18 protein-coding genes and 6 pseudogenes are annotated in these 24,835 nt (G+C 68.3%); 12 read left to right on the forward strand and 12 right to left on the reverse strand.

The features are described from left to right. Positions 1-130 precede the first annotated feature (130 nt). Entirely contained in the window at positions 131-1,042 is a 912-nt protein-coding gene (locus ACWZEH_RS33905) for a helix-turn-helix domain-containing protein (protein ID WP_456194878.1), read from the forward strand. Between the two features lie 297 nt (positions 1,043-1,339). Here ACWZEH_RS33905 and ACWZEH_RS33910 read toward each other — a convergent pair. Both ACWZEH_RS33910 and ACWZEH_RS33915 read right to left on the reverse strand, forming a co-directional pair. Further along, positions 1,340-1,918, reverse strand: a pseudogene (locus tag ACWZEH_RS33910) (integrase core domain-containing protein); the annotation flags it as partial. Positions 1,919-2,125: 207 nt separating this feature from the next. Then, a complete protein-coding gene (locus ACWZEH_RS33915; RefSeq protein ID WP_456194879.1) occupies positions 2,126-3,391 on the reverse strand; it encodes a hypothetical protein in 1,266 nt (421 codons plus the stop codon). Positions 3,392-3,448: 57 nt separating this feature from the next. On the opposite strand from ACWZEH_RS33915, the pseudogene ACWZEH_RS33920 reads away from it, so the two are divergent. Beyond that, positions 3,449-4,402: pseudogene (locus ACWZEH_RS33920) on the forward strand (IS701 family transposase); the annotation flags it as partial. Between the two features lie 119 nt (positions 4,403-4,521). Here ACWZEH_RS33920 and ACWZEH_RS33925 read toward each other — a convergent pair. Both ACWZEH_RS33925 and ACWZEH_RS33930 read right to left on the reverse strand, forming a co-directional pair. After that, complete coding sequence (locus tag ACWZEH_RS33925) at positions 4,522-5,739, reverse strand: acyltransferase family protein (RefSeq protein WP_456194880.1); 1,218 nt, start codon at positions 5,737-5,739, stop codon at positions 4,522-4,524. A gap of 154 nt (positions 5,740-5,893) precedes the next feature. After that, a complete protein-coding gene (locus ACWZEH_RS33930) occupies positions 5,894-7,549 on the reverse strand; it encodes an AMP-binding protein (RefSeq protein WP_456194881.1) in 1,656 nt (551 codons plus the stop codon). A 361-nt stretch (positions 7,550-7,910) separates the two neighbouring features. On the opposite strand from ACWZEH_RS33930, the gene ACWZEH_RS33935 reads away from it, so the two are divergent. Both ACWZEH_RS33935 and ACWZEH_RS33940 read left to right on the forward strand, forming a co-directional pair. Beyond that, on the forward strand, positions 7,911-9,005 hold the full coding sequence (locus ACWZEH_RS33935) for an aromatic ring-hydroxylating oxygenase subunit alpha (protein ID WP_456199967.1): 1,095 nt from the start codon (positions 7,911-7,913) through the stop codon (positions 9,003-9,005). Positions 9,006-9,261: 256 nt separating this feature from the next. Further along, complete coding sequence (locus tag ACWZEH_RS33940; RefSeq protein ID WP_456199969.1) at positions 9,262-9,588, forward strand: helix-turn-helix domain-containing protein; 327 nt, start codon at positions 9,262-9,264, stop codon at positions 9,586-9,588. A gap of 50 nt (positions 9,589-9,638) precedes the next feature. Here the strand turns inward: ACWZEH_RS33940 and ACWZEH_RS33945 are convergent, their stop codons facing one another. Further along, positions 9,639-10,202, reverse strand: coding sequence for a dihydrofolate reductase family protein (locus ACWZEH_RS33945; protein WP_456194882.1), 564 nt, complete (start codon positions 10,200-10,202; stop codon positions 9,639-9,641). A gap of 190 nt (positions 10,203-10,392) precedes the next feature. Between ACWZEH_RS33945 and ACWZEH_RS33950 the strand changes: the two are divergent. Together ACWZEH_RS33950 and ACWZEH_RS33955 are read left to right on the forward strand one after the other, a co-directional pair. Then, positions 10,393-10,641 (forward strand): annotated as a pseudogene (locus ACWZEH_RS33950) (transposase domain-containing protein); the annotation flags it as partial. Positions 10,642-10,775: 134 nt separating this feature from the next. After that, positions 10,776-11,129, forward strand: coding sequence for a hypothetical protein (locus ACWZEH_RS33955; RefSeq protein WP_456194883.1), 354 nt, complete (start codon positions 10,776-10,778; stop codon positions 11,127-11,129). A gap of 80 nt (positions 11,130-11,209) precedes the next feature. Here ACWZEH_RS33955 and ACWZEH_RS33960 read toward each other — a convergent pair whose 3' ends face one another. Together ACWZEH_RS33960 and ACWZEH_RS33965 are read right to left on the reverse strand one after the other, a co-directional pair. After that, positions 11,210-11,671: an ATP-binding protein gene (locus ACWZEH_RS33960; RefSeq protein WP_456194884.1), complete on the reverse strand. Its 462-nt coding sequence runs from the start codon at positions 11,669-11,671 to the stop codon at positions 11,210-11,212. Positions 11,672-12,265: 594 nt separating this feature from the next. Beyond that, positions 12,266-12,634: an STAS domain-containing protein gene (locus tag ACWZEH_RS33965; RefSeq protein ID WP_456194885.1), complete on the reverse strand. Its 369-nt coding sequence runs from the start codon at positions 12,632-12,634 to the stop codon at positions 12,266-12,268. 169 nt (positions 12,635-12,803) lie between these two features. Between ACWZEH_RS33965 and ACWZEH_RS33970 the strand changes: the two genes are divergently transcribed. After that, positions 12,804-13,280, forward strand: coding sequence for an ATP-binding protein (locus tag ACWZEH_RS33970; protein WP_456194886.1), 477 nt, complete (start codon positions 12,804-12,806; stop codon positions 13,278-13,280). On the opposite strand, the gene ACWZEH_RS33975 is transcribed toward ACWZEH_RS33970, so the two are convergent. Beyond that, the gene (locus tag ACWZEH_RS33975; protein ID WP_456194887.1) at positions 13,277-14,368 is read right to left on the reverse strand and encodes an IS630 family transposase; all 1,092 of its coding nucleotides are present in this window, start codon (positions 14,366-14,368) and stop codon (positions 13,277-13,279) included. The two genes, ACWZEH_RS33970 and ACWZEH_RS33975, sit on opposite strands and share 4 nt — an antisense overlap. 1,013 nt (positions 14,369-15,381) lie before the next feature. Between ACWZEH_RS33975 and ACWZEH_RS33980 the strand changes: the two genes are divergently transcribed. From ACWZEH_RS33980 to ACWZEH_RS33990, 3 genes and pseudogenes are all read left to right on the forward strand, one after another. After that, entirely contained in the window at positions 15,382-15,714 is a 333-nt protein-coding gene (locus tag ACWZEH_RS33980; RefSeq protein WP_456199971.1) for a helix-turn-helix domain-containing protein, read from the forward strand. Positions 15,715-15,774: 60 nt separating this feature from the next. Beyond that, positions 15,775-16,584, forward strand: a pseudogene (gene trhA / locus ACWZEH_RS33985) (PAQR family membrane homeostasis protein TrhA). Positions 16,585-16,782: 198 nt separating this feature from the next. Then, positions 16,783-18,018: a PP2C family protein-serine/threonine phosphatase gene (locus ACWZEH_RS33990; protein WP_456199973.1), complete on the forward strand. Its 1,236-nt coding sequence runs from the start codon at positions 16,783-16,785 to the stop codon at positions 18,016-18,018. A gap of 104 nt (positions 18,019-18,122) precedes the next feature. Here the strand turns inward: ACWZEH_RS33990 and ACWZEH_RS33995 are convergent. From ACWZEH_RS33995 to ACWZEH_RS34005, 3 genes and pseudogenes are all read right to left on the reverse strand, one after another. Further along, a pseudogene (locus ACWZEH_RS33995) lies at positions 18,123-19,064 on the reverse strand (ATP-dependent DNA ligase). 301 nt (positions 19,065-19,365) lie between these two features. Further along, positions 19,366-20,484 (reverse strand): fatty acid desaturase family protein, encoded by a 1,119-nt coding sequence (locus tag ACWZEH_RS34000; protein ID WP_456194888.1) that lies wholly within the window; start codon positions 20,482-20,484, stop codon positions 19,366-19,368. 7 nt (positions 20,485-20,491) lie between these two features. Continuing rightward, positions 20,492-21,547: a ferredoxin reductase gene (locus ACWZEH_RS34005; protein WP_456194889.1), complete on the reverse strand. Its 1,056-nt coding sequence runs from the start codon at positions 21,545-21,547 to the stop codon at positions 20,492-20,494. 86 nt (positions 21,548-21,633) lie between these two features. Here ACWZEH_RS34005 and ACWZEH_RS34010 point away from each other — a divergent pair, with 86 nt between their 5' ends. After that, positions 21,634-22,773, forward strand: a complete 1,140-nt coding sequence (locus tag ACWZEH_RS34010; RefSeq protein WP_456194890.1) for a PucR family transcriptional regulator — start codon at positions 21,634-21,636, stop codon at positions 22,771-22,773. Between the two features lie 561 nt (positions 22,774-23,334). Next, positions 23,335-23,674 (forward strand): annotated as a pseudogene (locus ACWZEH_RS34015) (thioredoxin family protein). An 828-nt stretch (positions 23,675-24,502) separates the two neighbouring features. On the opposite strand, the gene ACWZEH_RS34020 reads toward ACWZEH_RS34015, so the two are convergent. Further along, positions 24,503-24,787, reverse strand: coding sequence for a hypothetical protein (locus ACWZEH_RS34020; protein ID WP_456194891.1), 285 nt, complete (start codon positions 24,785-24,787; stop codon positions 24,503-24,505). Positions 24,788-24,835 lie beyond the last annotated feature (48 nt).

The following is a 24,835-nucleotide window of genomic DNA, read 5'->3' on the forward strand; positions in this document are numbered from 1 at the left end:
TGAGTGAGCGCGGGGTACCGGATTCGATACCTCCGACTTCATCAAGGACGCGGGCGCGGAACCAGACCCGCTCTTGCCTATCCACGGCTGGGTCAGGCTCGGTGCCGCGAGGCAGCCCATACTCGGAGCCATGGATGGAAAGACGCAGCTCGGAGACTTCCTGCAGACGCGGCGCTCCCAACTGCGCCCGGAGGACATCGGGGTACCCACCTACGGGGAACGCCGGCGTGTGCCGGGGCTTCGGCGCGAGGAGCTGGCACTGCTGGCGGGGGTGAGCACCTCCTACTACACGCGGCTGGAGCAGGGACAGTCGCTGAGCGCGTCGCCCGGAGTTCTGGACGCGATCGCCGGGGCTCTGCGGCTGGACGAGTCCGAGCGGCGGTACCTGCACGACCTGGCCCGGGTGGACAGGCGGCACACCCGGAGCCGGCGTCCGGCTCCGGAACGGGTGCCGGAGGCGACACGCCAGCTCCTGGACGTGCTCGGCGATGTTCCCGCGATCGTGCTCGGCCGGCGCAGCGACGTGCTGGCGTGGAACCGGCTGGGCCATGCGCTGTTCGCCGGGCATCTGGACTTCGGTGCCCCTGACCTGCCGGCGCAGCGCCCCAACATGGCCCGGCTGGTGTTCCTCGACGGCCATGTCCGTGACCTGTACGCGGACTGGCCGAGCAAGGCCAGGGCCGTGGTCGGCAATCTGCGCCTGGTAGCGGCCCAGCACCCGGAGGACGCGGCACTGCATGCGCTCCTGGGTGAACTGTCCGCGAAAAGCACTGAGTTCGCCTTGATGTGGGCCGACCACCGGGTCAAGGCCTGCACCGTCACTGACTACGAGATGCGCCATCCTCTGGTCGGGACGCTGACCGTCATTCAGCAGACCATGAGCAGCGGGCGAGGTCCCGTTGTCGTGGTCGCCACTACAGAGGTGGGCTCGCCGTCGCGGGCCGCTCTCGCCCTGCTCGCCCAGACCACCGGCGAGGATGCCGCGCGGGCCGATCTGTCCTCTGACGCGGCGCGGCCACGGTCCCGCGCCGACAGGGACTGACACCCACACCATCACCGGGCGTTACCTCAACGAGCTGGCGCCCGTCCTCTGCCCGACCCCGGCCCTGACCCGCCTTACCTCAAGGCTCCCGCGGGACACCACCCCGCAGGAAGAACCCACGTATCCCAGTTCATGCGTCGGTGTGTCGCCGCCACATGCCTGCAAACGGCCCGAAGACGGGACGCCATGTTCAAGAAGCTCTCCATATCCGCTGCGGCGGTGGGCGCTCTGGTCGCCGCCACTGAACCAGCTTGGCGGGTGACAACTACTGAGCTTCGGCTCAATGTTTCACGGGCCGCCGTGTTCGAGGAACGCCAGCGCCGTACAGCCGCCTGCCGGTGATCGTGTCGACGTGGAAGAAGTCCGCCGCGATGATCCTCGGCCTGGGTGGTGAGCAATTCACGCCGGCTCGGTGCCGGGCCGATGTTGGCCGCGTGCAGGATTTCCCAGACCGTGGACGGTGCGATCGGATGCCCCAGCCGGGCCGGTTCACCCTGGATCCGCCGGTGGCCCCACCGCGGGCTCTCCTTTGCCGGACGCAGCACCAGTTTCTTGAGCGTGGCGGCCGTGGGAGGGCGGCCGGTGCGGCGTAGTTCCACTTCTTGGCGATCAGCCTGGGGTGCCAGGCCAGCAGCGTCCCCGGCGTGACCGGGAAGACACAGCTCCAGCGCCGGCGCGGTATCAGCGACGACGGCGCGGCCGGCCAGAACCGGTCCGCGGGCTCGTAGCGGACCGGACCGGCGAGCTGCCGTCGCAGCACCGCGTTCTCGTGTCGCAGCACCAGCAGTTCGGTGTCCTTGGCTGTGTCCCGGCGCAGCGGGACCGCAGGCAAGGACAGCAACGCCCGGTGGCCCGGCACAGCAGCGAGATGATCACTGGTGCAGCATCCCAGCCACCACCGAGAAGTCTTGCGCGCGGGCTTCCACCTGCAGCGATGACTTTACGAGCCCCACAGGTCCCAGAGTGGGACGCATGTGCATATCGCAGGGATACGCAACCCGGGAGCCACGGGCGGACAGGGGGCACCCGTGCGGTCACTCACCGCGCGAGTGCGGCGTCCGGCCCCGTCAGCGCTCGGTGCGATCAGAACTCGTCCTCTGGGAAGTCCGGGTCGGCGTAGTCGCTTTCGTCCCACTCGGCGTCGTTCATCGCCGGGCCGGCGAAGAAGCCCTCCATGAGTTCTTGCATATCCAGCTCGGTGGCACCGGCCGGAGCGGTGGGCTTGGTGCCATCGCTCATCCGCACAGTCAGGCCGAGCTTCTTGACTTTGGCGTCCTCGGCCAACGCGGCGAGGTCCACATTCACCTCGGTCAGCTCGTCGTTCTTCAGCGTGAAGTCCGCCGTCACCTTGGTGTCGGGCGCGTCCTTGAGGTCCTTGTCAGTCGGCAACCCCATGCCCAGCGGCATGTCCTTCGCCAGAGGGCGGATCTCGTCGAGCAGCTCGGTGATCAGCGTGCGGAAGGGAGCCGTGGCAGTGACGTGCTCGATGCCGTTCTCGCCGTCGGCCGTCTTGAAACTCACCTCACGGGCGACGACCGTCCGGAGGGCTTCCACGAGCTTCTTCTGCGTCTTGGCGTCGAGGGACGGGGCGGGCGCGGGGCCGCCCTGGCCCTCCTGGCCCTCGGCGGTGACCTCCTCCATCTTCTTGGCGCTGAACTTCACCCACTTGCCTTCAAGGACGCTCTTGAAGGACTGAGCCTTCGGAGGCAGGTCTTCAACGGCCGGTACAGGGCTGCCCATCATCTTGCCGATCGTGTCGACGTCGGCACGGACGTAGATGTAGTCGCCGATCACCCGGTACTCGGCGAGGTCGCCCTCCGGATTGCTGATCTTCATGGCCATACCGACGAGATCCTTCTCGCCGGACTCGTCGAGCGGCTTCTTCGACCGCACGGTAACCGTGATCGTCGCGTCGCTCATCAACTCGGCGGCCTCATCCGGGATCTCGTCGCCGGGCGCGGGGTCGGACTTGGCGTCCAGCGCCTTCAGGGACGTGACGTCGGTGTCCAGGTCGAGCTGGAGGGAGAGCGTTTTCTTCTTGCCGAGCTGCTCGAAGGCATGGTCGAGCTTCTGGCCGGCGGAAAGCTGCTCCGCGGTTCCGCAGGCAGCGGAGCCCGCGAGTACGGCACCGACGACGGCGGTAGCGGTGAGGGTCTTGCGTATGGTGCTGATGATGGTCTCCTCATGGGTCCGATCACGAAAGTGATCGATCAGAAGACCCACAACCCGCTCACAAGGTTGCGCTGCCCAATCGGGCAACCGAAGTGAGCCGCAGAAGAGGCCATTTGGCGCAGCGTTGAGGGAGTGGCCGATCACGCTGGACCTGTCGGACGCGCGCTCGACTCCCAAGACTTGCACCCCACTGCGCGGCTGCTTCCTGCGCCCTGCGGCAGCCTGCGGTGCGGAAAGGACGGCACCGCCTCGGCGTGCGTGTCGCGGCAGTACACCGGCACCGCCGGCAAGGTCACCAACTGCCAGGTGGGCGTCTCCGTGCACCTGGCCTCCGATCATGCCTCGGCGGCAGTGGACTGGCGGCTGTTTTTGCCCGAGACCTGGGCGCCCGGATCCGTGAAGGCGGACCCGGCCAAGGTCGCCCGCCGCACCGCCTGCGGCATCCCCGAGGACATCGGGCATGTGGAGAAATGGCAGCTCGCCCTGGACATGCTCGATGAGACCCGCTCGTGGGGCATCGAGGTGCCGCTGGCCATCGCGGACGCGGGATACGGCGATGCCGCGGCCTTCCGCCTCGGCCTGCAGGCCCGCGGCCTTCATTATGTGGTGGGCATCTCGACCACCATGTCGGCCCAGCCCGGTGCAGCCGTGCCGGTAACCGAGCCGTACTCCGGGACCGGACGCCCACCGGTGGCAAAGTACCCGGACAAGCCGCGGACGGTGAAACAGCTGGTCATGGCCGCCGGACGCCGGGCGGCGAAGCCGGTGCAATGGCGTGAGGGCTCCCGGCCCGGCGCGGGCCGCAGCGGCTTCAAGCGGATGTACTCGCGGTTCGTGGCCCTGCGGATCCGGCCTGCCGGACGCGAGGCCCGCCAGGCCGCCGACGGCCCGGAACTGCCCGCGTGCCGGCTCCTGGCCGAGTGGCCGGCCGACCAGGGCGAACCGGTTCAGTTCTGGCTCTCCGGCCTGCCGGCCGACACCCCGCTGACCACCCTGGTCCGCCTGGCCAAGCTCCGCTGGCGCATCGAACACGACTACCGCGAGATGAAACAGGCCCTGGGTTTGGCTCACTTCGAGGGCCGCACCTGGGGCGGCTGGCACCACCACGTCACCCTCGTCTCCGTCGCGCACGCCTTCTGCACCCTACGGAGGCTGGCCAAAGCCCCAAAAGACACGGCGCCGGACTGAGCCTCTACCGCGTCGTCCGCGAGCTACAGACCCTTCTCGCGACATGGACCGGCGCCTGCCCCACCTGTCACCGCGACATACCCACCCCCGCACCGACCTGACCAAGCACTACCAGAAGGTCACACCCGACCGGAGGCCGCCGCATCTTTCGGTTTGCGCTGTTCGGCGTCCGGCTTCCGCCCCCATCGGCGCGTCGCCGGCATCTCCACGAGCACGTACAACAGCCGCGCGACGACGACGCAGACCAGGCCCGTCCCCAGGTGGTACAGGACCGCGGCCGCGGTGCCCATGACCGGCCTCCCGAGCACGATGTGGATCGTGAACAGGAGGATCAGATTGACCAGGCAGAACCCGTACGCGGCCTCACCGAGCCACACCATCGGCCTTCGCCCGAGCCAGCTGCCGCGGTCCTGTATGTCGCGGGTGGCCAAAGCGGCGACCAGCGCGGCGACCGGCACGGCGAAGAACGCGCCGAAGCCGTACACCACCGGCAGGAACAGGGTGAGCACATACACCCCGGCCACGGCGAGCGACGCCGGCAGCACGCCCACGCGCAGCGTCCACCTGCCTTCGCTGATCAGCCGGGCGGTCAGCATGCCCGCGACCAGTTCGAGGCCGCGGACGGGCGGGCTGAAGTAGCCGACCCACAGCTGCGCCCAGGAAAGGCCCGGCAGCACGGGGCTGTCCGGGCCCGCCAGGAAGAGGGACGAGAACACGGGAACGGCGAGCGCGGCGACGGCGACGGCCGTGAACCAGTGCACAAGGCGCTCGGGCCTGATGCGCCGTATCCAGACGATGAGCAGGGGGAAGACCGTGTAGAAGGCCAGCTCGACGGAGATCGACCAGGTGATGCCGTTGACGGAGTGGATGACGAAGGAGCTGTCGGGCAGCCATGCCTGCACCAGAAGCAGCGTCGCGGCCGCCTCGAGCGGCTTGACCGGCAGGCCCTGCGCGAGCAGGAAGACGATGCCGAATCCGAAGACGACGACATGGGTGGGGAGGATCTTGACCGCTCGTCGTCGCCAGAAGGACTTCGCGGGGTCGCCCGCCTTCGCCACCCAGGTCAGCACGAATCCGCTGAGGACGAAGAACACTGAGACGCCGAGGTACCCCAAGTTGAGCCCGTGGGCGTGGAAGTACTCGTACGTCGCGGCATCCGTGAACACGGGCACGTAGGCGGCGTGGCCGATCAGGACAAGGAACGCGGCGATGAACCGCAGACCGGTCAGGGACTGCAGACGTCCTCCCGCCGTACGCCGTCCCGTGTGCGTGTGCGTGTCCGGGGCGGGTGGCGGCAAGTCCGGTGTGCTCGGTTGTGGTGCGAGTTCGGCGGTCATGACGAAATCCTCCTGTGATGGCGAGTGTTCGGGCGGTGCGCGCCGCGGGGGAACGGCACGCACGGGGTCGGAGACTGAACTACCGCCCGCTCAGGGGGCGATGCCCGGCCTCAGCGGTGTGCGGCCACCGCCCGGCCGCTCAGGCGCTCACCAGCTAGTCGACGCGCAGCAGGTCGGCGGCGAGCTCGCGCAGCTCCACCTTGCGCACCTTGCCGCTTGCGGTCATCGGGTACTCGTCGATGACACGTACGTAGCGGGGGATCTTGTGGTGCGCCAGCTTGCCGGCGCAGAACGTCCGCAGTGACGCGGCGGTGAGCGGCTCGGTGCCCTCCCGCATCCGTATCCAGGCCATCAACTCCTCGCCGTAGTGCTGGTCCGGTACGCCGATGACCTGTGCGTCCAGGACGTCGGGGTGGGTGTAGAGGAACTCCTCGATCTCCCGGGGGTAGAGGTTCTCGCCACCGCGGATGACCATGTCCTTCAGCCGTCCGGTGATGCTCAGATAGCCGTCGGCGTCCATGACTCCGAGGTCACCGGTGTGCATCCAGCCGTCCGCGTCGATGGCCTCGGCGGTCTTGTCCGGCTGCTCCCAATAGCCCTGCATCACCGAGTAGCCCCGGGTGCAGACCTCGCCCTGCTCGCCGCAGGGCAGCAGGGCGCCCGTCTCCCGGTCGACGACCTTGACCTCCAGATGCGGGCCGACGCGCCCCACCGTGGACACCCGGCGCTCCAGGGAGTCGCCCGCACGGGTCTGGGTGGACACCGGGGAGGTCTCCGTCATGCCGTAGCAGATGGTCACCTCCGCCATGCCCATCTCGTCGATCACCCGCATCATCACCTCGACGGGGCACGGCGCGCCCGCCATGATCCCGGTGCGCAGGGAGGACAGGTCGAAGGAGTCGAAGGCCGGGTGGGCCAACTCCGAGATGAACATGGTCGGAACGCCGTACAGCGAGGTGCAGCGCTCGGCGTGGACGGCCTCCAGGGTCGCGCTGGGGTCGAACGCCGCGGCCGGGATCACCATGCACGCGCCGTGGCTGGTTGCCGCGAGGTTGCCCATCACCATGCCGAAGCAGTGGAAGAACGGCACGGGGATGCAGACGCGATCGGCCTCGGTGTAGTTGCACAACTCGCCGACGAAGTAACCATTGTTGAGGATGTTGAAGTGCGAGAGCGTCGCGCCCTTGGGGAACCCCGTCGTGCCCGAGGTGTACTGGATGTTGATCGGCTCCCCGGCGTCCAGGGACGCCCCGGCCTCCGTCAGCTCCCGGGGAGTGATGTGCGCCCCGCCGGCCAGCAGGGTGTCCCAGTCGTCGGTCCCGATGAGACAGACGTGCTCGAGGCTCGCGCACGCGGGCCGTACCTCGGCGATCATGCTCTCGTAGTCGGAGGACTTGAAGCTCCTCGCGGCCACGAGGAGCCGCACCCCCGCCTGGTTGAGCACGTACTCCAATTCATGGGTGCGGTAGGCGGGGTTGACGGTGACGAGAATGGCGCCGATCTTGGCCGTCGCGTACTGCGTCAGGGTCCACTCCGCGCAGTTGGGCGCCCACAGACCGACGCGGTCGCCCTTGGTGATCCCGAGTGCGAGGAGCCCTCGGGCCACGGTGTCGACGTCGTCGGCCAGTTCGGCGTACGTCCACCGGCGGTCCGTCACGCAGTCCACCAGAGCTTCGCGGGCACCGAAGGATGCGGCGATCCGGTCGAAGTTCTCTCCGATGGTCTCGTCCAGGAGCGGAACGTCGCCGACGCCACATGCATAACTCTGGCCGGATTCTGAGACGGTTCGGGTGAGCAGATCTTCCGCCATGCTCAATTCCTCCTTGGGATGGCAGTTCAACCAGCGTTAGTCAGACCCGTTCGGATCGGCATCTCGTGGATTGCTCGCCTGTTCTGGGAATATTTCACAGGGTACCTGCGTTGCCGGCCGGAATTTACCTGTGTAAACGGTGAGTTACGGCGCACCGGATGCGCGCCTCGCTGCTTTTATCGCAAGTTGCGGACCTGGGGCCGTGGTCTGAAAAGCCTTGTGGTCTTGAGGGCACTCCGGGTACTTCTGTAGATGGCAGTAGGTGAAGGTCCACCGATAAAGGAGATCTGACCGGTGGTTTGCTACCGCCGACGGCGAGGATGGGAAGGGAAGAGAAGTGACCACCATCGTGCCCAGCCTGATGGCGACCCCGTCCGGTCGCTACTACAGTGATCCGGAGATCTTCGAGCAGGAGCGGGACCGTATATTCCACCGGAGTTGGTTCGCCGTCACGCACGTGTCGGACGTGCCCACTCCTGGCAAGTTCCGCACGGCGCAAGTGGGCCGGGAGAACGTGGTCGTGGTCCGTGGACACGACGGTGCGGTCCAGGCCTTCCTGAATGTCTGCCGGCACCGCGGGTTCCTGCTCTGCAAGGAGGAGTACGGAGAGGTCAGGCGCAACCTCCGCTGTGCGTACCACTCGTGGACCTACGGCCTCGACGGCAGGCTCGTCGCGGCGCCGCATCTCGCCAAGATGCCCGATGTGGACCGCAGTGACTGGGGCCTCAAGCGGCTCCACGTGCGGGAATACCTCGGCTATGTGTGGGTCTGCCTCGCCGAGGAGCCGCCGTCCTTCGAGGAGACCGTCGTCCACGCGATCACCCAGCGGTTCGACGACGAACAGGCCATCGACAGCTGGCAGATGGCGGAGCTGAAGGTCGGCCGCCGCATCAGCTACACCGTCAAGGCCAATTGGAAGATCATCGTCGAGAACTTCATGGAGTGCTATCACTGTGCTTCCATCCACCCCGAGCTGACGAGCGTCCTTCCCGAATGCGCCCAGGGTTACGCGGCTCAGCATTACGTGGGACGCGGCCTCAGTTTCCGGGACGACGCGGAGGCGTTCAGCGTCGACGGCACCGGTGGGTTCGACAAACTCCCCGGCATCACCGAGGACCAGGACCGCACATATTGGGGGGTCACCATCAACCCTCAGGTCTTCATCAACTTCGTTCCCGACCACGTCATTTTTCACCGGCTCTTCCCCGTCTCCGCGGAACGCACGGTCGTCGAGTGCGACTGGCTGTTCGCAAAAGACGTTCCGGAGAGTGCGCAACTCGACCATTCCGTCGAACTATTTCACCGGGTGAACCAGCAGGACTTCGAAGTCTGCGAGATGTGCCAGCTCAACATGAAGTCCAGCGTCTATGAACCCGGCGGTGTTCTCGTCCCGCACGAGCACCACATAGCGGCAGACTTTCATTCCTGGTACCTGGGGGCACTCGAAACGCCCTGACGGTAATGCCCTGCCGCATCCGGGATTTACAGCACGCCAGGAGGATGCGGCGCCATCCGCGAACGGAAGGATCCCCGCGCTCGACGGGCTCCGGGCCCTGTGCGCGCTGGCCGTTCTCATCTTCCACGTCGCCTATTGATCCGAAACGCTTTGTGTTCGCGCTCGTTGACGGTGTGTGAGTGATCTGGTGGGGGATGCGCGGACCTGGTCACCGGACGCGCAGGAGGCTGTGCGTTTGCCGGCGGTGTCCGCGTTGGTGGAGGGCCGGGGCCGGTCGGAGGCTGCCGCCCTGTTCAGGGTGTCGGTCAGGGCCGTGGACAAGTGGTGGGCGAGGTGGCAGGCGGGTGGCCGGACGCGCTGCTGTCCCGTCCGCGGGGCCGGCGTGCGGGTGATCATCAGGTCCTGTCCGAGGCCGAGCAGGCGTGCGAGGGAACACCCCTCCGGCTATGACTCAGGCCAGCTCCCGCACTGCGCAGTCGCGGGCGACCGCGTACAGCGTGACCCGCAGCAGCGTCCGCACCCGCTCCGATACCCGCAGCGGCTGTTCGACCGCGAACTGCTCGCCGACGGTCTGTGGGCGTGACCCGATCCGTCGCTGGTCGTCGTCGATGTCCCACCGCTCGACCAGCGCGTTCAGCGCCTCGTCTCGTACCTGGTCAGGACCACGCCGCCGGGAAACGTCCGTGTCTCCACCAGGTTCAGGTTCGTCCAGCTGTCCAGCGCGGTGAAGAACGGTGTGCCGCTACCCACCAGGACCGGATGGGTGACGATCGCGTACTCGTCGATCAGCCCGGCCCGCATCGCCGCCCCGGCGAGCGCTGCGCCGCCGATCCTCATCGGCCCACCGTTCTCGGCCTTGAGCCGAGTGATCTCCGCGACCGCGTCGCCGGTGACCAGGCGAGTGTTCCAGTCGACCTTGTCGACCGTCGAGGAGAACACCACCTTCGGCGTGTCCCGCCAGTTCCGCGCGAACTCGATCTGCGCTGGGGTGGAGCCCGGCTGCTGGTCGCCGGTCGGCCAGTAGGCGCTCATGGTCTCCCACAGTTTGCGCCCATACAGCAACAGGCTGATCGCCCGCTCCTGGTCGAGCCACCACTGGAACAGCTCGTCGCTCGGCCCGCTCCAGCTGAGGTCGTCGCCGGGCGCGGCGACATAGCCGTCCAGGGACAGGTTCATGCCGTAGAGCAGTCTCCGCATAGCGCCAGCTTTCCGTCAGTCGGTCTCGGAAGTCTAGACGGGCCTTGACCAAAGGCCGGGTAGTTAACGTTTTCGCAGGTCACGCAAGTGAGTTACAGGATTCTGGACGCAGAGCAACGGAGCTCGTCGGTACAGGCAGTCGACCAAGACAGCTTGTCCCGAAGGAGCTCCGTTGCCCCGTCATTGTGTCCTGCCGTCTGCGCTGACGGTCATCACCCGAACGGTCACCGTGGCAGCGGGCCGGTTCGCGCCCGGCCATCTGGGGGAGCTGACCGCCGTCGTGCCGTTCGAGCTCGTGGACGCGGTCCTTGCGGAGACGCGGACGGTGCAGCGGAGGCTGCGTGATCTTCCGTCGCGGGTCGGGGTCTGCTTCCTGCTCGCGATGTGCCTGTTCCCCGAGGTCGGCTACCGGCTCGTCTGGGCCAAGCTGACCGCCGGCTGATCCAGGCCGCTGGTGTCGTTACCGCGGACACTGGTCGGGATGCTCTTCTCGGGACGATCGGCCGTCAGGTCCTCGCTGGTCTGTTTCCTTTTCGGTGGCAACGGCTCAGCACCCGCAAGGTCAAGTCATCGATGTCCCGTTACGGCGCCCGCCATGGCGACGGCAGGTCCGACACCAGCCGCACCATTACCAGTCTCGACATCAGCGTCCTCGAACCTCGCGAACCGCGCCCTCAACTCTCCGCGGTCTTTCGCGACGACCGGAACACCGCCCTTGCCGGCCGCCGCCGTCACCGGATCCTTGGCCTGTTCGAGGAAGACCTCACCCGTCTCTGGCGCCCCCGCGACATCGCTTCTCACTTCGGTGACATCACCATGGAGACCATGTATTGGCAGTTCTCCAGATGGGCCGAGACCGGACTCATCCATAAACCCGGCCCCGGCCTCTGCGCCGTCACGGCATGGACTCCGACACCTCTTGTGTGACTTGCGAAAACGTTAATTACCCGGCCTTGGGGAGGCCCTCCAGCCCCGGAGGTTGACAAGCAGCCCGGTAACCGGGCCGGTCACATCAGTCGGCCTGCGGGGTGCCCGTCGGGATCGTCGGCCAGCACGATTGTGGCTTTGACGCGCTTGCCCACCGGCTCGCGGTGGATCTCGAAGCTGCGGCACACGGCCATCACGATCTCCAGGCCGTGCTTGCCGATCCGGTTCGGATCGGCTTCTTGGGGCACCGGCAGAGCCGGATTGCTGTCCCAGGCGCTGATTTCCACGGCGCCGTCGTTGACTTCCAGATCCAGCAAGCACGGGCCGGGCGCGTACTTGTGCGCGTTGGTCACCAGCTCGCTGACGACCAGCTCCACCAGGCCCATCGCGCGTTCTGACACGGGGATCCCGTGGACTGCCTGCACCTCGGTCATAAAACGGCGGGCCGCATCCCGGGCCTCACCGATCCGCTCCCCGCCCTCCAGGGCGACCGCGGACAGTGGGGGGCGGCTGGCCAGTGACTGGTCCTCGTCTTCGTGCACCACTGGCCCCATACCGCCGCCTTGTCCTGAGCCACCCGATTAAGGGCGTTCAACTACCCTCGAAACCCGACCATACGCAAACCCTCGGATCACGGTTGCGCAAGTCACTGAGTGCGGCGGCGATGTCAGGCGGGGAGTGCCGGTGGGGGAGAGGCCGGAGCTGGTGTGGCACCAGTGTGTGGGGTGGCTCCATCGGCCGGAGGTATTGCGGGCGACGCGACGCCGGCTTCCACCACCAGTTCGGGTTCCACCAGAAGTGACGTTCAGCGTTTCCCGGCTGCCCTGCCCGGCGGGGAATGACCAGCCCGTCCATGGTTGACCGCGCCGCGCCGGGGAGAGTGGCCCGGCGACCGGTGAGCCGGCGGTCGGGGCGAGGGTGGTGGTGCGGTCGGTGTACTGCAGGAGACCATCGTCGCCGAATGGACCGGTGGGAGCGGCCAGGGAGCCAACCGCGCCCACGACCGCCTCGTTCGTCTCGCAGACCTTGTACTTCCGCCCCCCGCGCACCGGAGCCGCTGGGCCAGGCACTGGACCCGGCGGCGCAGCGGCGCAGGCCTCATGCAGAGGCCATGGACCGGCCCGAGGAGGGGGCGGTCAGGCGTTCAGCGCCTGCTCCACGGTGGGGTGGCATGGAATGACGGTGTCGACGCCGACCATCTGCAGCACACGTAGGACGGACTCCTGGGCGCCGGCGATGCGCAGCCACCCTTGTGCCTGGCCCACTTTGCGTTGGGCGGTGATGAAGACGTTGATGCCGCTGGAGTCCATGAAGGTCACACTGCTGAGATCCGCCACGATCCGCAGGGGCGGCGTCATGCCGTCCCTTGAGGTCAGCGCCTGGCTGAGGGCGTCCTTGACGTTGTGGTCGATCTCGCCGTGCACGGTCACAACGAGGACGCCGTCGACCACTTCGGGCTTGACGGAGAACCGGCCCGGCCGGTCTTCCTTCTGGACGTTGCTCACTGTCTCCTCGACTGCGTCTGGGCTGGCCCGGGCAGGGCGTGCGCGGATGATTCTGCCCCACCGCCCAGGCGGAATGCATTCGGGTGCCTGCCGAACAACGTGCCTCTGCCACGTGTGCAGGCAGGGTGGGTACTCGCGCACTCGTGTACGGGGAATGAGGGCGAGGCCAGTGGGATCCCATGCCGATGGTGACGGCTGTGGGGCCGCGGACGGATACCTGGTGCGCGCAGACTACGCCCTGAGCGGGTACGACGGCTGCATCGCCGAAGCCCGCCACCACGCCGTCGCCTTCCTCGAGAAGGCCCGGACCGACCGTCACCTGCCCGTGCCCGCTCGCGCGAGGGACCTCACCCAACTGGTGGTCAGCGAGCTGGTCACCAACGCCCGCAAGTACGCTCCCGGCCCTGTCCTGCTGGAACTGTGCCTCAATGCCCGCGCCGTGGACGTTGTCGTGTGGGACAGCGACCCCACCGCGCCCGCTGCCCGGGCCGCCGATCCCGACCGGATCGGCCGGCACGGCCTGGAGATCGTCAAGGCCGTCACCGAAGCCCTGTTCACCGAGCAGGAGCCGGTCGGCAAGCACATCACGGCCCGCATCGCCCTGTCCGACGGCCCCGGTGGACACGCCACCAGTCGCCACCCCTAGTATCCTGAGTCGGGAATTCTGTTCAGATAACTGGCGAGGCGTTCGAGGATCTCGTCTGCGGTCTTCGTCCAGACGTAGGGCTTCGGGTCGGCGTTCCGGGCGGCGTTCCAGTTGCGGATGTCTTTCTCCAGGGCTTGGACGGACCTGTGAACGCCGCGCCGTATCTGCTTGTTGGTCAGTTCGGCGAACCATCGCTCGACGAGGTTGAGCCAGGACGAGCCGGTCGGTGTGAAGTGCAGATGGAACCTGGGGTGGACCAGCAGCCACTTCTTGATCGCGGGGGTCTTGTGGGTGGCGTAGTTGTCGCAGATGAGGTGGATGTCCAGGTCGGCGGGTACCTCTTTGTCGAGCTTGATGAGGAACTTCTTGAACTCCTCAGCCCGATGTCTGCGGTGCGGGGAGCCGATCACTTTGCCGGTGGCGACCTCGAGGGCGGCGAACAGGGTGGTGGTGCCGGCGCGGACGTAGTCGTGGGTCGCCCGCTCGGGAACTCCGGGCATCATCGGCAGCACGGGCTGGGATCGGTCCAGGGCCTGGATCTGAGACTTCTCGTCGACGCAGAACACCAAGGCCCGCTCGGGCGGGTCCAAGTAAAGGCCGACGACATCGTGGACCTTGTCGACGAAGTACGGATCGGTCGACAGCTTGAAGGGCTCCGACCGGTGCGGCTGCAGGCCGAACGCCCGCCAAATCCGTGACACCGACGACTGCGAGAGGCCCATCTCCTTCGCCATCGAGCGCGTCGACCAGTGCGTTGCGTTCTTCGGAGTGGATTCCAGCGTCTTGGTGACCACCGCGGCGACCTGCTCGTCCGTCACGGTCCTGGGGCCGCCCGGACGCGGCATGTCACCCAGACCGGCGATCCGGTACTGCACGAACCGGGCCCGCCAGCGGCCCACCGCATGTGGTGTGGAACCGAGTTGAGCAGCCACGTCCTTGTTCGAGGCGCCTTCGGCGCAGGCCAGGATGATTCGACACCGCAATGCCCATGCCTGTGGTGCGGAACGTCGCCGCACCCACTCCTCGAGTGCGGCCCGTTCTTCGTCCGACAGTGTCAACTCGGCCTTCGGTCGCCCCGTCCGCGCCATAGAGCAAGCCTACACATCTGAACGGAATTCCCGACTCAGGATACTAGTAGCAGGCAGCGTGCTCCCTCCTGGTCCGTCGCCTTGCCATGACGGCCTGCCCCAGACAGCCCACGGGTCCCAAAGGGCGGGCAGCCATGACATCCCTTGGGAGCCGGCCGGGGGCGCGCTGTTCAACGAGACCGCGACGCGTCACGTGTGTGCCGACCGGTCTCCGGTCGGTCCCCTCAGCCTTCCTCGGTCTGGGCGGACTCCATCTGGCGCCCTTATCGCTGCTCGAGGCCGATTGCCTCCCCGTCGGACACGCAGAAAACCTGTGTTGGCTGGAGTAGACATTGGGTGGTGGTGTGGCTATGGTTTCTCTTGTAGCCCAGAGAGACAGCAGGGCCTGGCAGACACGAACTGCCTGGCAGCAGTGCGCAGGACGGTGCGGTGGTGGAGTTCCGGAGCCAGGATTGCAGGACGGTGACGGGACTGACGACCGGACCGGGTGGCCCGCAGTGATCAGGGGCCGCCGTGAGCAGTACCCGCAAGTGAAGTTCGCAGTACCCGGCAGTGCAGTCAGTGAGCGGTACCTCGGTGAAGGCGTCGGCTGCGGGCGCGCGCACCGGGAGGTTCGGCAGTGGGGTTCCAAGCCAGAGCAGACGCAGGACGGGCGACGGGGCTGGCTGCCGAAGAGTGGCGCTGTGACAGGCCACGGAGCAGGTCGCGTTATCAGCAGTACGCAGTAGAGCAGTACCAGCATTGAGGGAATGAACGGAGGAATTGGGCGCCATCAGGATCGCCCGGGCGGCTTGTTGAGTCCGGGTACCGCAGGACATCGATAGTGAGGTGGTCTCCGGTCGAGCAACCGCGATCCCAGCATTCCCGGCAGTATTCCGGTCGGGCGTGCGGTCACAGAAGGCCGGCGCGGTAACAGGGCCGGCAGATGGTGAAGCAGTTCCTTCGGGCCCTGGCGCCGCACGGCGCCAGGGCCCTCCACACGTTCCCCTCCACGTGTTTTACAGAGGGGTCAGCTGACGGCAGACGATTCCTTCGGCCGTCTCGACGACGATGACCACCCCGCCTGCACCATGGGCCGGGCCGCTGAAATACTCGGCACCACGCAGGGTTTCCTGCGCGCCATCGGCGAAGCCCGTCTCATCACCCCGCTCCGCTCTGCGGGCGGACACCGCCGCTACTCCCGCTACCAGCTGCGCATCGCCGCCCGCGCCCGCGAACTCCTCGACCAGGGAACCCAGATCGAGGCCGCGTGCCGCATCATCGCCCTCGAGGACCAGCTCGAGGAAGCCCAGCGCATCAACGCTGAACACCGCCGTAGCGCAGCCCTGCACACAGTCGCCACCTGATACGCGGTCCGCGATGCCGCGTCCGGCCGCACGCTTCCGCCATTTCAAGAATATGAGCGAATGATCGCCGAGGACACTGAGCCGCCGTCCCACGGACGGGAGCCCCAGCCCGGCCCGGGCAACCCGCCCGACACCCTGCGTATCCCGGCGATGGATGCGTCTCCCGTCGCAACAGGCCGGCTGACTGCCGCTACCGGCCTGGAAGGCGGGGTGGAGCGGGCGGCGGCTGCGCTGAAGCCGAGGTTGCGCGGCTGGCTGCACGCCGGGGTGTTCCCCCCAGGCGCTCGTCGGCGGGATCGTCCTGATTGCCGTTTCGCGTTCGGCGGCGGTGGCGGCCTGCGCGGTGTACGCGGTGTACGCGGTGTACGCGGTGTCGGTCTGTCTGCTGTTCGGTACCAGCGGGGTCTATCACCGCGGTACGTGGGGTCCGCGCGGGGAGGCGGTTCTGCGGCGGCTGGACCACGCGAACGTATTTCTGATCATTGCCGGCACGTATACCCCGTTGGCGGTGCTGCTGCTGCCCGAAGGCCGGCAGCGGGTGCTGCTGATGGTGGTGTGGGTGGGCGCGCTGGCCAGGATCGCCTTCCGCGTCCTGTGGATCGGGGCTCCCCGGTGGTTGTGCACCCCGTGTTACATCGCGTTGGGCTGGGTGGCCGTCTTCAATCTGCCCGACTTCGCACGCCGGCGGCGCCGCGGTCGTCGTATTCGTCATCGCCGGCGGTCTGCTCTACACCGCGGGCGCCGTCGTCTACGGACTCAAGCGCCCCGACCCCTCACCGGCCTGGTTCGGCTTCCACGAGGTCTTCCACACCCTGGCCATCGCCGCCTTTCACCGTGCACTTCACAGCCGTCCTCCTTGCAGCCACATGACGGCGTTAGCGGGTAGAAGTCGGCTCCGGTGGTGCAATGTGACCTGTCCGGGTACCGGGTCGGCACAGGTCTTCCGCGTCTTTCGGGGCGGAGCGCTGAGCGTTGTCGAGCAATGAAGGAGTCGCTGTGACCGCAAGAGAGCCGGACGGCGGGCGGGTCTCTCGTCTTCCCGGGAACGGGGGTGGCCGGGCCGGGGCGATGACGTTGGCGGGGACGCTGGCGGCGGCGGAGACCGCGGCGCCCGTGGAGTCGCTCGACGTGGTCGCGCGCATGCTCAGGGAGCGCCTGGGGGCCGCGTCGGTGTCGTTTTTGATCGCCGACTTCACCGGCAGCTCGGTCGTACGGCTGGGGGCCGCGGGCAGTGTCGACACCGATGAGCCCGCCCGGCGCATCCCACTGCGGGGCACCCTGTACGACGACGTGATCCGCTCCCAGCGGCCGAGGGTGGCGGGCGGGGGTGCGGGTGCGCTGGTGCGGATCGTGGCCCCGGTGACCAACCGGGGGGACGCCATCGGGCTCCTCGAGCTGTTCCTTCCCGCGGTGCCGGACGCCGAGGTGATGCGGGAGATCGGCGAGACCGCGCACGCCCTGGCGTACATCGTCATCGCGAACCGGTCCTTCACCGACGTGTACCAGTGGGGCCGCCGCACCAGCCCGCTGAGCCTGGCCGCGGAGATCCAGCACCGGCTGCTCCCGGCGTCGCTGGCGTGCGAGGCCGCCCAGTTCGCGGTCGCCGGCGCGCTGGAGCCCGCCGACCACGTCGGGGGCGACACCTTCGACTACGTGATCGACCGGGACACCGTCCAGCTCTCCGTCACCGACGCCATGGGCCACGACGTCGACGCCGCGCTGCTGGCCACTCTTGCGGTGGGCGCCCTGCGCCGGGCCCGGCGGGCCGGGGGCGACCTCGCCGAACAGGCCCGCCAGGCCGACCAGGCCATGCGCGAGCACGGTAACAAGGGCTACGTCACCGGCCAGCTCCTGCGCATCAGCCTGCTCGACGGCACGACCGAGTTCGTCAACGCCGGGCACCCCTGGCCGCTGCGGATGCGCGACGGCCAGGTGCGGGAGATCACTCCGGAGATCGATATGCCGTTCGGCTTCGACGCCCCTCACACCTACCGGGTCCAGTCGCTGGACCTGCGGCCGGGCGACCGGCTGGTGATGCTGACCGACGGCATGCTGGAGCGCAACGCAGGCAGCCTCGACCTGTCCGACCTGATGGTGAGCACCCGCGATCTGCACCCCCGCGAGGCCGCCCGCACCCTCATCGCGGCCATCGTCGACGCCAACCAGGGCCACCTGCAGGACGACGCGACCGTCATGTGCCTGGACTGGCACGGCATCGACCACTCCCAGCGGGACGCCGCCACCGGCGCCGACCTCGCCGACGCCTCACAACCATCACGGACGGGGCGGACCACTCCCGGGTGATGAGCCTGGGCGTTTGGTGGCGAGCCCGGCCAAGCAGCGGGAGGCCCTTGCTGCGCTTCTGTGGGGCGTTGCGCGTCGGCCCGGCCGGACGCGCAACGCCGTCGTCAGAAGGCGGGGATGCCGGTGGGGGAGAGGTCGGGGCGGGCGCGGTGCCAGCGTGCGGGGTGGCGCCACCGGCCGGAGGCGTCGCGGGCGACGTCGACGCCGACTTCCATCACCGGCTCAGGTTCCACCAGCGTGACGTTCAGCGTCTCCTTGGCGCCCCACCCGGCGGAGAAAGACCAGTCTGTCCATCGATGTCCGCGCCGCCCCGGAACGAGCAGGCCGGCGACCGCAGTGCCTGCGGTCCGGTCGGGGGTTGTGGTGCGGCCGGCATACTGAAGGCGGCCATCGGTGTCGTACCTGCCGGGCAGCAGTGTGCGGGGAGCTGCCAGGGAGCCGGTGACCGCGCCGACGATCGCCTCGCTCGTCTCGCGGACCTTGTATTTCTGCCAGCCCCTCACCGACGGCCTGTAGGCGTCGTCCAGCCTTTCGAAGACCACGCCCTCCATCCCGACTGACGTCCACGTCGGCCATTCGCGTACGACGTCAGCTTCGGTGGTCGACGGGCACAGAGCCCACGGCGCCGACAGCCGGCGGGCGGCGAACACGGACTCCAGCGCGGCCCGCCGCCTCAGGTACGGCCAGGAGGTTGTGTCCGTCCCGGACAGCCGCAGCAGATCGAACGCGACGAAGTGGGCCGGTCACTCCTTTGCCGCCCGCGCCGCCCCGGCACCGCGCCGGGCAAGCCGGTTCTGCAACCGCTCGAACGCGAGGCGGCCCGCGGCGTCCCGTACGACCGACTCGCCGTCCAGCGCGGTCGCGTCCGGCAACTGCACGGCCCCGGCCCCAATCTCCGGAAACGCCAAAAGCATCTCGGTGCCGCGCCTGGAGCGCAGCACCACCCGACCTGCATCGACGCAGACCAGGGCTCGCAATCCCTCCCACTTCGGCTCACCCGCCCGCCCCGGCAGCAGCGCAGGGTCGGACACAGGGGCGGCGAGCATCGGTTCCGGCAGTGTCCACGTCACAGCCCGTGCCTTCCACCCAGCCCGCCCGTCGGCAAACCGAGTGCGCGTACGCACCCGACTACCGGCCCGACCACGGAAGGCCAGCGCACTGCAACACCTCGCCGGGGGCTGTGTGCTGAGCTCCTGGCGCACGTCCAGGCAGCGCAGCCGGACACCGGGCTGCCCGGATCCCGTGTCGTACGGTCCGACGTCGCGGCCGCCCACCGTCCGCAATGGATCTCACCGAACCCGGCGGTGCCGCCGGGTTCGGCCGGAAGGTCTGAACCAATACCGGGAATCAGGCCGCGGCGAACCCCTGCTTGCGGTCCGGCGTCTTGACCTCGGGCTTCCTGTTCGGCAGCGAGAGCCGGAAGACCTTGCGCCACGCGGAGAACACCTGTTTGGGCAGCGGCCCGGTGACGTACTCCAGCTCGTACTTTTCGAACAGCGCGCGCACCTTCACCGCGACCTCGGCGTACCGGTTGCTCGGCAGGTCCGGGAACAGGTGGTGCTCGATCTGGTGCGACAGGTTGCCGGTCATGAAGTGCATGGCCCTGCTGCCGCTGATGTTCGCCGAGCCCATCATCTGGCGCAGGTACCACTGGCCGCGCGTCTCGCCCTTGATCGACCGGCGCTCGAAGACCTGCACGCCCTCGGGGAAGTGCCCGCACATGATCACCGAGTGGGACCAGATGTTGCGGACCAGGTTCGCGGTGAACGTGGCGGCGAGCGTGGTGAGGAACGACGGGCCCGACAGCAGCGGGTGGATCACGTAGTCCTTGAGCACCTGCTTGCGGATCTTGCGGCCCACGGCCTTGGCCCGCGCGCGGAACTCCGGGTTCTTGCGGCGGCGCTTGTGCAGGTTCTTGCCGAGCTCCAGGTCGTACGCTGCGATGCCGTACTCGAAGAAGCAGGCGTTGATGAAGTTCCACAGCGGCTGGCCGAGGTGGAACGGGTGCCACTTCTGGTCCTCGTCGACGCGCATGATGCCGTAGCCGAGGTCGTTGTCCTTGCCGATCACGTTGGTGTACGTGTGGTGCAGCTCGTTGTGCGAGTGCTTCCACTGCTCGGACGGCGAGACGTGATCCCACTCCCAGGTGGTGGAGTGAATCTTCGGGTCCCGCATCCAGTCCCACTGGCCGTGCAGGACGTTGTGGCCGATCTCCATGTTGTCCATGATCTTCGCCACGGACAGACCGGCGGTGCCGAGCAGCCATGCGGGCGGGAAGAACGAGAACAGCAGCACACCCCTGCTGACCAGCTCGAGCTTGCGCTGCGCCGAGATGACCCTACGGATGTAGGCGGCGTCTTTCTCGCCGCGGCTGGCGATCACCTCGTCGCGGATCGCGTCCAACTCGCGGCCGAGCTCCTCGATCTGCTCCGCGGTCAGGTGGGCGGTGGGGTCGATGGCGGTCAAGGTGCTCCTACCGTTCGATGTCGCAGGGGCCCGCCGCGGCGGACACGCAGGTCTGGATGAGAACGCCCGGCTCGGCCTCGGTGATCTCGCCGGTGCGCAGGTCGCGGACGGCGCCGGCCTTGAGCGGCGTGACGCAGCCGAAGCAGATGCCCATGCGGCACCCGGAGGGCATGAGCACGCCGGCCTCCTCACCGATGTCCAGCAACGGCGTGGCGCCGTCCGCGTCGACGGTCTTGCCGGTGGCGCTGAACGTGACCTCGCCGCCGTCGCCGGCGAGGACGATGCCGGGGCGGAAGCGTTCGGTGTGCAGGCGCTCTTGTACGCCGTGCTCGGTCCAGTGCTCTTCGGCGGCGTCGAGCAGGCCCGCGGGCCCGCAGGCCCAGGTCTCGCGCTCGGCCCAGTCGGGCACGAGTTCATCGAGACGGCCGATGTCGAGCATGCCGTCCGTGGCGGTGTGCACCTCGGTGAGCCGCAGCTTCTTGTCCGCGACCAGGTCGTGCAGTTCGTTGCGGAAGATCACGTCTTGCGGCTGTGGCGCGCAGTGGACCATGACGACGTCGTCGAACTCGATGTCGCGCAGCATGCCCATCACGGGCGTGATGCCGCTGCCGGCCGTCAGGTAGAGCACCTTGGCGGGCTTGGCCTGCGGCAGCACGAAGTCACCGGTCGCCTGGTCGAGCTGGATCAGCGTGCCCGGTTTCGCCCTGCGGACCAGGTGGTTGCTGACCTTGCCGTCCAAGATCGCCTTCACGGTGATCGTGACGCGGCCGTCCTGGCGGTCTGTCGGCGAGGTGATGGAGTAGGCACGCCACAGGCGCACCCCGTCGACGTCGACCCCGATCCGCACGTACTGACCGGCTGTGTGACCGCGCCAGCCCCGTCCCGGCCTGATCACGATGGTCGCGGCGTCACCCGTCTCGGGGTGCACGGCCTCGATGCGCCCACGCAGGTCAGCGCCCGCACGCAGCGGGCTGACCAGGTCGAGGTAGTCCGACGGCAGCAGCGGCGTCGTGACCATCTCCAGCAGTTTCCACGCCCTGCTGCGCAGGGCCGCACTCGTCATGACTCCAGCTTGCTGCGCCTCAAGGCGTAAAGTCCTGACCGCAGGACGTAAATCTGGTCGGCTGAATTGTCCGCAGGGAACAAAACGTGAGCCATGCAATCCGGAGGGCCAGCGAACTGGCCCTCAATGAGACGACGGTCACCGCACTTCGGGCCGCGCTGAAGACCACCGCCGACGAGGTCGTCCAGGCGATCATCGACGAGGTCCCTCCCTACGCCAACGCCCTTTCGGGCCGCATGGGCGGCACCATCCGCCGAGCCGTCCGTACCGCCCTGGGGCACTACCTGGACCTCGCGAGCGGGAACGCCACAGGCGGCGACGCCGGTGACGCAGCCTACGAGCTGGGCCGCGGCGAGGTGCGCGACGGCCGTTCGATGGACGCCCTACTCAGCGCCTACCGCGTCGGCGCCCGCGTGGCCTGGCGATGCCTGGCAGCGGGTGCCGTACCCGCAGGTCTGCCCGCCGCCGAGGTCGCCAAGTTCGCCGAGCTGACCTTCGCCTACATCGACGAGCTCTCCGCCGCGAGCGCCGCGGGCCACGCCGACGAACTGGCCGCCCGGGGCAGGGCCCACGAGCGCCACCTGGAGCACCTGGCCCGCGACCTCCTCGCCGGCGCGAGCCCGGACGTACTGCTGGCCTCTGTCCAACGGGCCGGGTGGCAGCCTCCGGTTTCGCTGACCGCGGTCCTGCTGCCCGCCGCCCAGGCCCGGCCTGCCTACCGCGCGCTCGACCCGAACACCCTCGTCCTCGACGATCTGCCGGACGCCACCGGTGTGCTGCTCGTCCCCGATGCCGACCGATCACATCTCTTGCGGCAGCTGACCGACCGCACCGCCGTGGTCGGCCCGGCCCGGCCATGGACTCGTGTGTCCGCCTCGTACGCACGAGCCGTACGCGCGCGCTCCCTCTCCTTTGATGTTCGCGACACCGAGGACCGCCTGCCCGAGCTGGTGCTGAGCGCCGACGTGGACGCGTTCGCAGACCTGCGTGCCCGAGCCCTCGCACCGTTGCGGACCTTGCCTGTCGCGACCGCACGGCGGCTGGAGGAGACGTTGCGGGCGTGGCTGCTGCACCAGGGCAGGCGGGAGGAGGTGGCGGCGGCGTTGTTCGTCCATCCCCAGACAGTCCGGTACCGGATGTCGCAGCTGCGGGAGCTGTTTCCGGATCTCGCATCGCCACACCGGGTCCTTGAACTGACGCTGGCGGTCGGTCTTCGGGTCAGCTGACGCGTACTTCGACCGTCCACGACCGCGCCCGCGAGCGGTCCAGGAATCGTGCCTCGTTCTCGGCGCCATCAGCTGGCTCGTGCGGCCCGGGGAAGAGCGGTGTTGGCCGGCTGAGACCGGGGGTTGATGTGAAAGACCAGACAAGGCCTCGGGAAGCCCGTCGGGGGCGCTGCCTCTGAGAAGCGCGGTGGCGGATACGGCTCGACTGGATCCGGTGGACGATGCGCACGGCCCGCTCGTCGACGCGCTCATCGAGCATCTGGTCGGTGAACTGGGCCGCTACGCCCCGGAAAACGGCTTTCATGTCGTCGTGGAGGGCGCTGTCCTGGCACGAGCTGACCCACGGGCGCGCGGCGGGCTGCAGCTGGGTGACCGGCGGGGCGGCCGGGCCGGGTCCCCAGGGGCGGGGGCCGGGCCGCTCGCGCCGGGGACCACCGTGGTTCTGCGACGGCCCCGTGCCGTCCTTCCGACAGATCAACCGGACGACCGGCCGGGCCGGCCTGGCACACCGCGCGAGGGATGAGGGGGATGCAATGACGGAACGTGAGGTCAGGAGCTTCCATGACGAAGCGGGTTCACCGACCCCGTGAGGACGCGGAGTTCGATTTCATCCTCGGGATGAGCGGAGTTTTGGTCCTCGCATACTTCACCGGGACATGGCCCAAGGCAATCGAGCCCTGCCGGGTGATGGACCTCGTCGTGGGTGGCATCGCCGACGACTGTGCGGGCCGCCTGACGGCCGTCCGCGCCGACATCACGCGTTGTCCGGCCGCAACCGAGCGATACGGGATCACCGGAGCCCCGTCCTGCGTCCTGCTGAAGGAGGGAGAGGCGGTGGCGCACGGCACGGGGCCTTGTGACCATCACCGAGGTACGGAAGTTCCTGGACGGCCACCTCTGAGCGGCCGCTGCGGCACGTGGCCGCGACGCCCGTCACGTCTCGTCTCGTCTATGGGAGCTGCGCCGCCTGAGACACCTTGGGGCTGAGACGCCCCCACAGGTCACATGACGCAGTCGATCGCGGTCGCGTCCGCAGCCGCCCGGCTGCGGCCACGATCTCGGGGAAGGCCGGCCCCATGTCGGTGCCCCGGCGTGAGCGCAGCACCACGGTGCCAGCCTCGACGGACAACGCCCCCTGGCAGTCCAACACTGCCCCATGCAGGCGCCTTGGCCGGGGCAGAGAGGCCGAGCTCGCGAGGGACAACGGACAACACAAAACCCTGTCGACAACTTGGGCTCCGCCGCCCAGCCCGGCCGTAGCTCAGGCACGGGAGTGCTCAGCATGGGTTCCGGCAGTGTCCACGTCACACCCGATCCCTTCCACCGTGCGCTTCGGTGCTGTCCTTCTGCTGCCGAGTCCCGCTAAGGGATGAAGGCGGGAGAGCCTTGCCGGATGGGAGTACCGCTGTGATCGTCCGACTCGTGGGCGGCCGTTCGGTGATGTCGCCCCCGGGCCCGTGGGCCCGGGGGCCGGCTCACGGACTCGGGGTGGTCCACTGGGGCCTGTACGTCCCCGTACACCGCGACCCGACGACCGGCATCGTCCTGGCGGAGGTCCGGGTCACCATCCCGCGCCGGCGGTGGCCGCCGACCGCCCCGCGCGGTCCGGCCACCACTGCAACACCGCACTGCATCACCCGAGGTGTGTGGCACCCCTGACCCGCCGAGTCAGGACGAAGGGGCGGGCTGCCCACACCTTGGCTGCCCGCCCCTTCGCCAAGGGCTTTTGTCAGTTGGACAACGGCACGCTGCGGTCGGCGTGGACGACCGTTCCGTCGGCCGGCCCCACGTACGGTCGCATCTGCGTGTACGGGATGTGCTGTTCCCGTTCTACCCGCCGCAGCTCATCGGCCCGGATCAGGAACCGCGCGGGAGGGGCACCGGGGGCAAGCACGTGGGGGAGCGGAGTTGCCCAGTTCTCCCCTCGCGTGACGGACATGCGCCGGTCACCGGGGAGCTCGGTGCCCCAGCTGGTGATGGCGATCGGCTGGTCACCCGTGTTGGCCGTCTCCACGCTGACGAAATGATCGCCCAGGTCCTGTCATTCGTCAGTGTCGAGGAG

The organism is Streptomyces yamdrokensis (genome assembly GCF_053890455.1).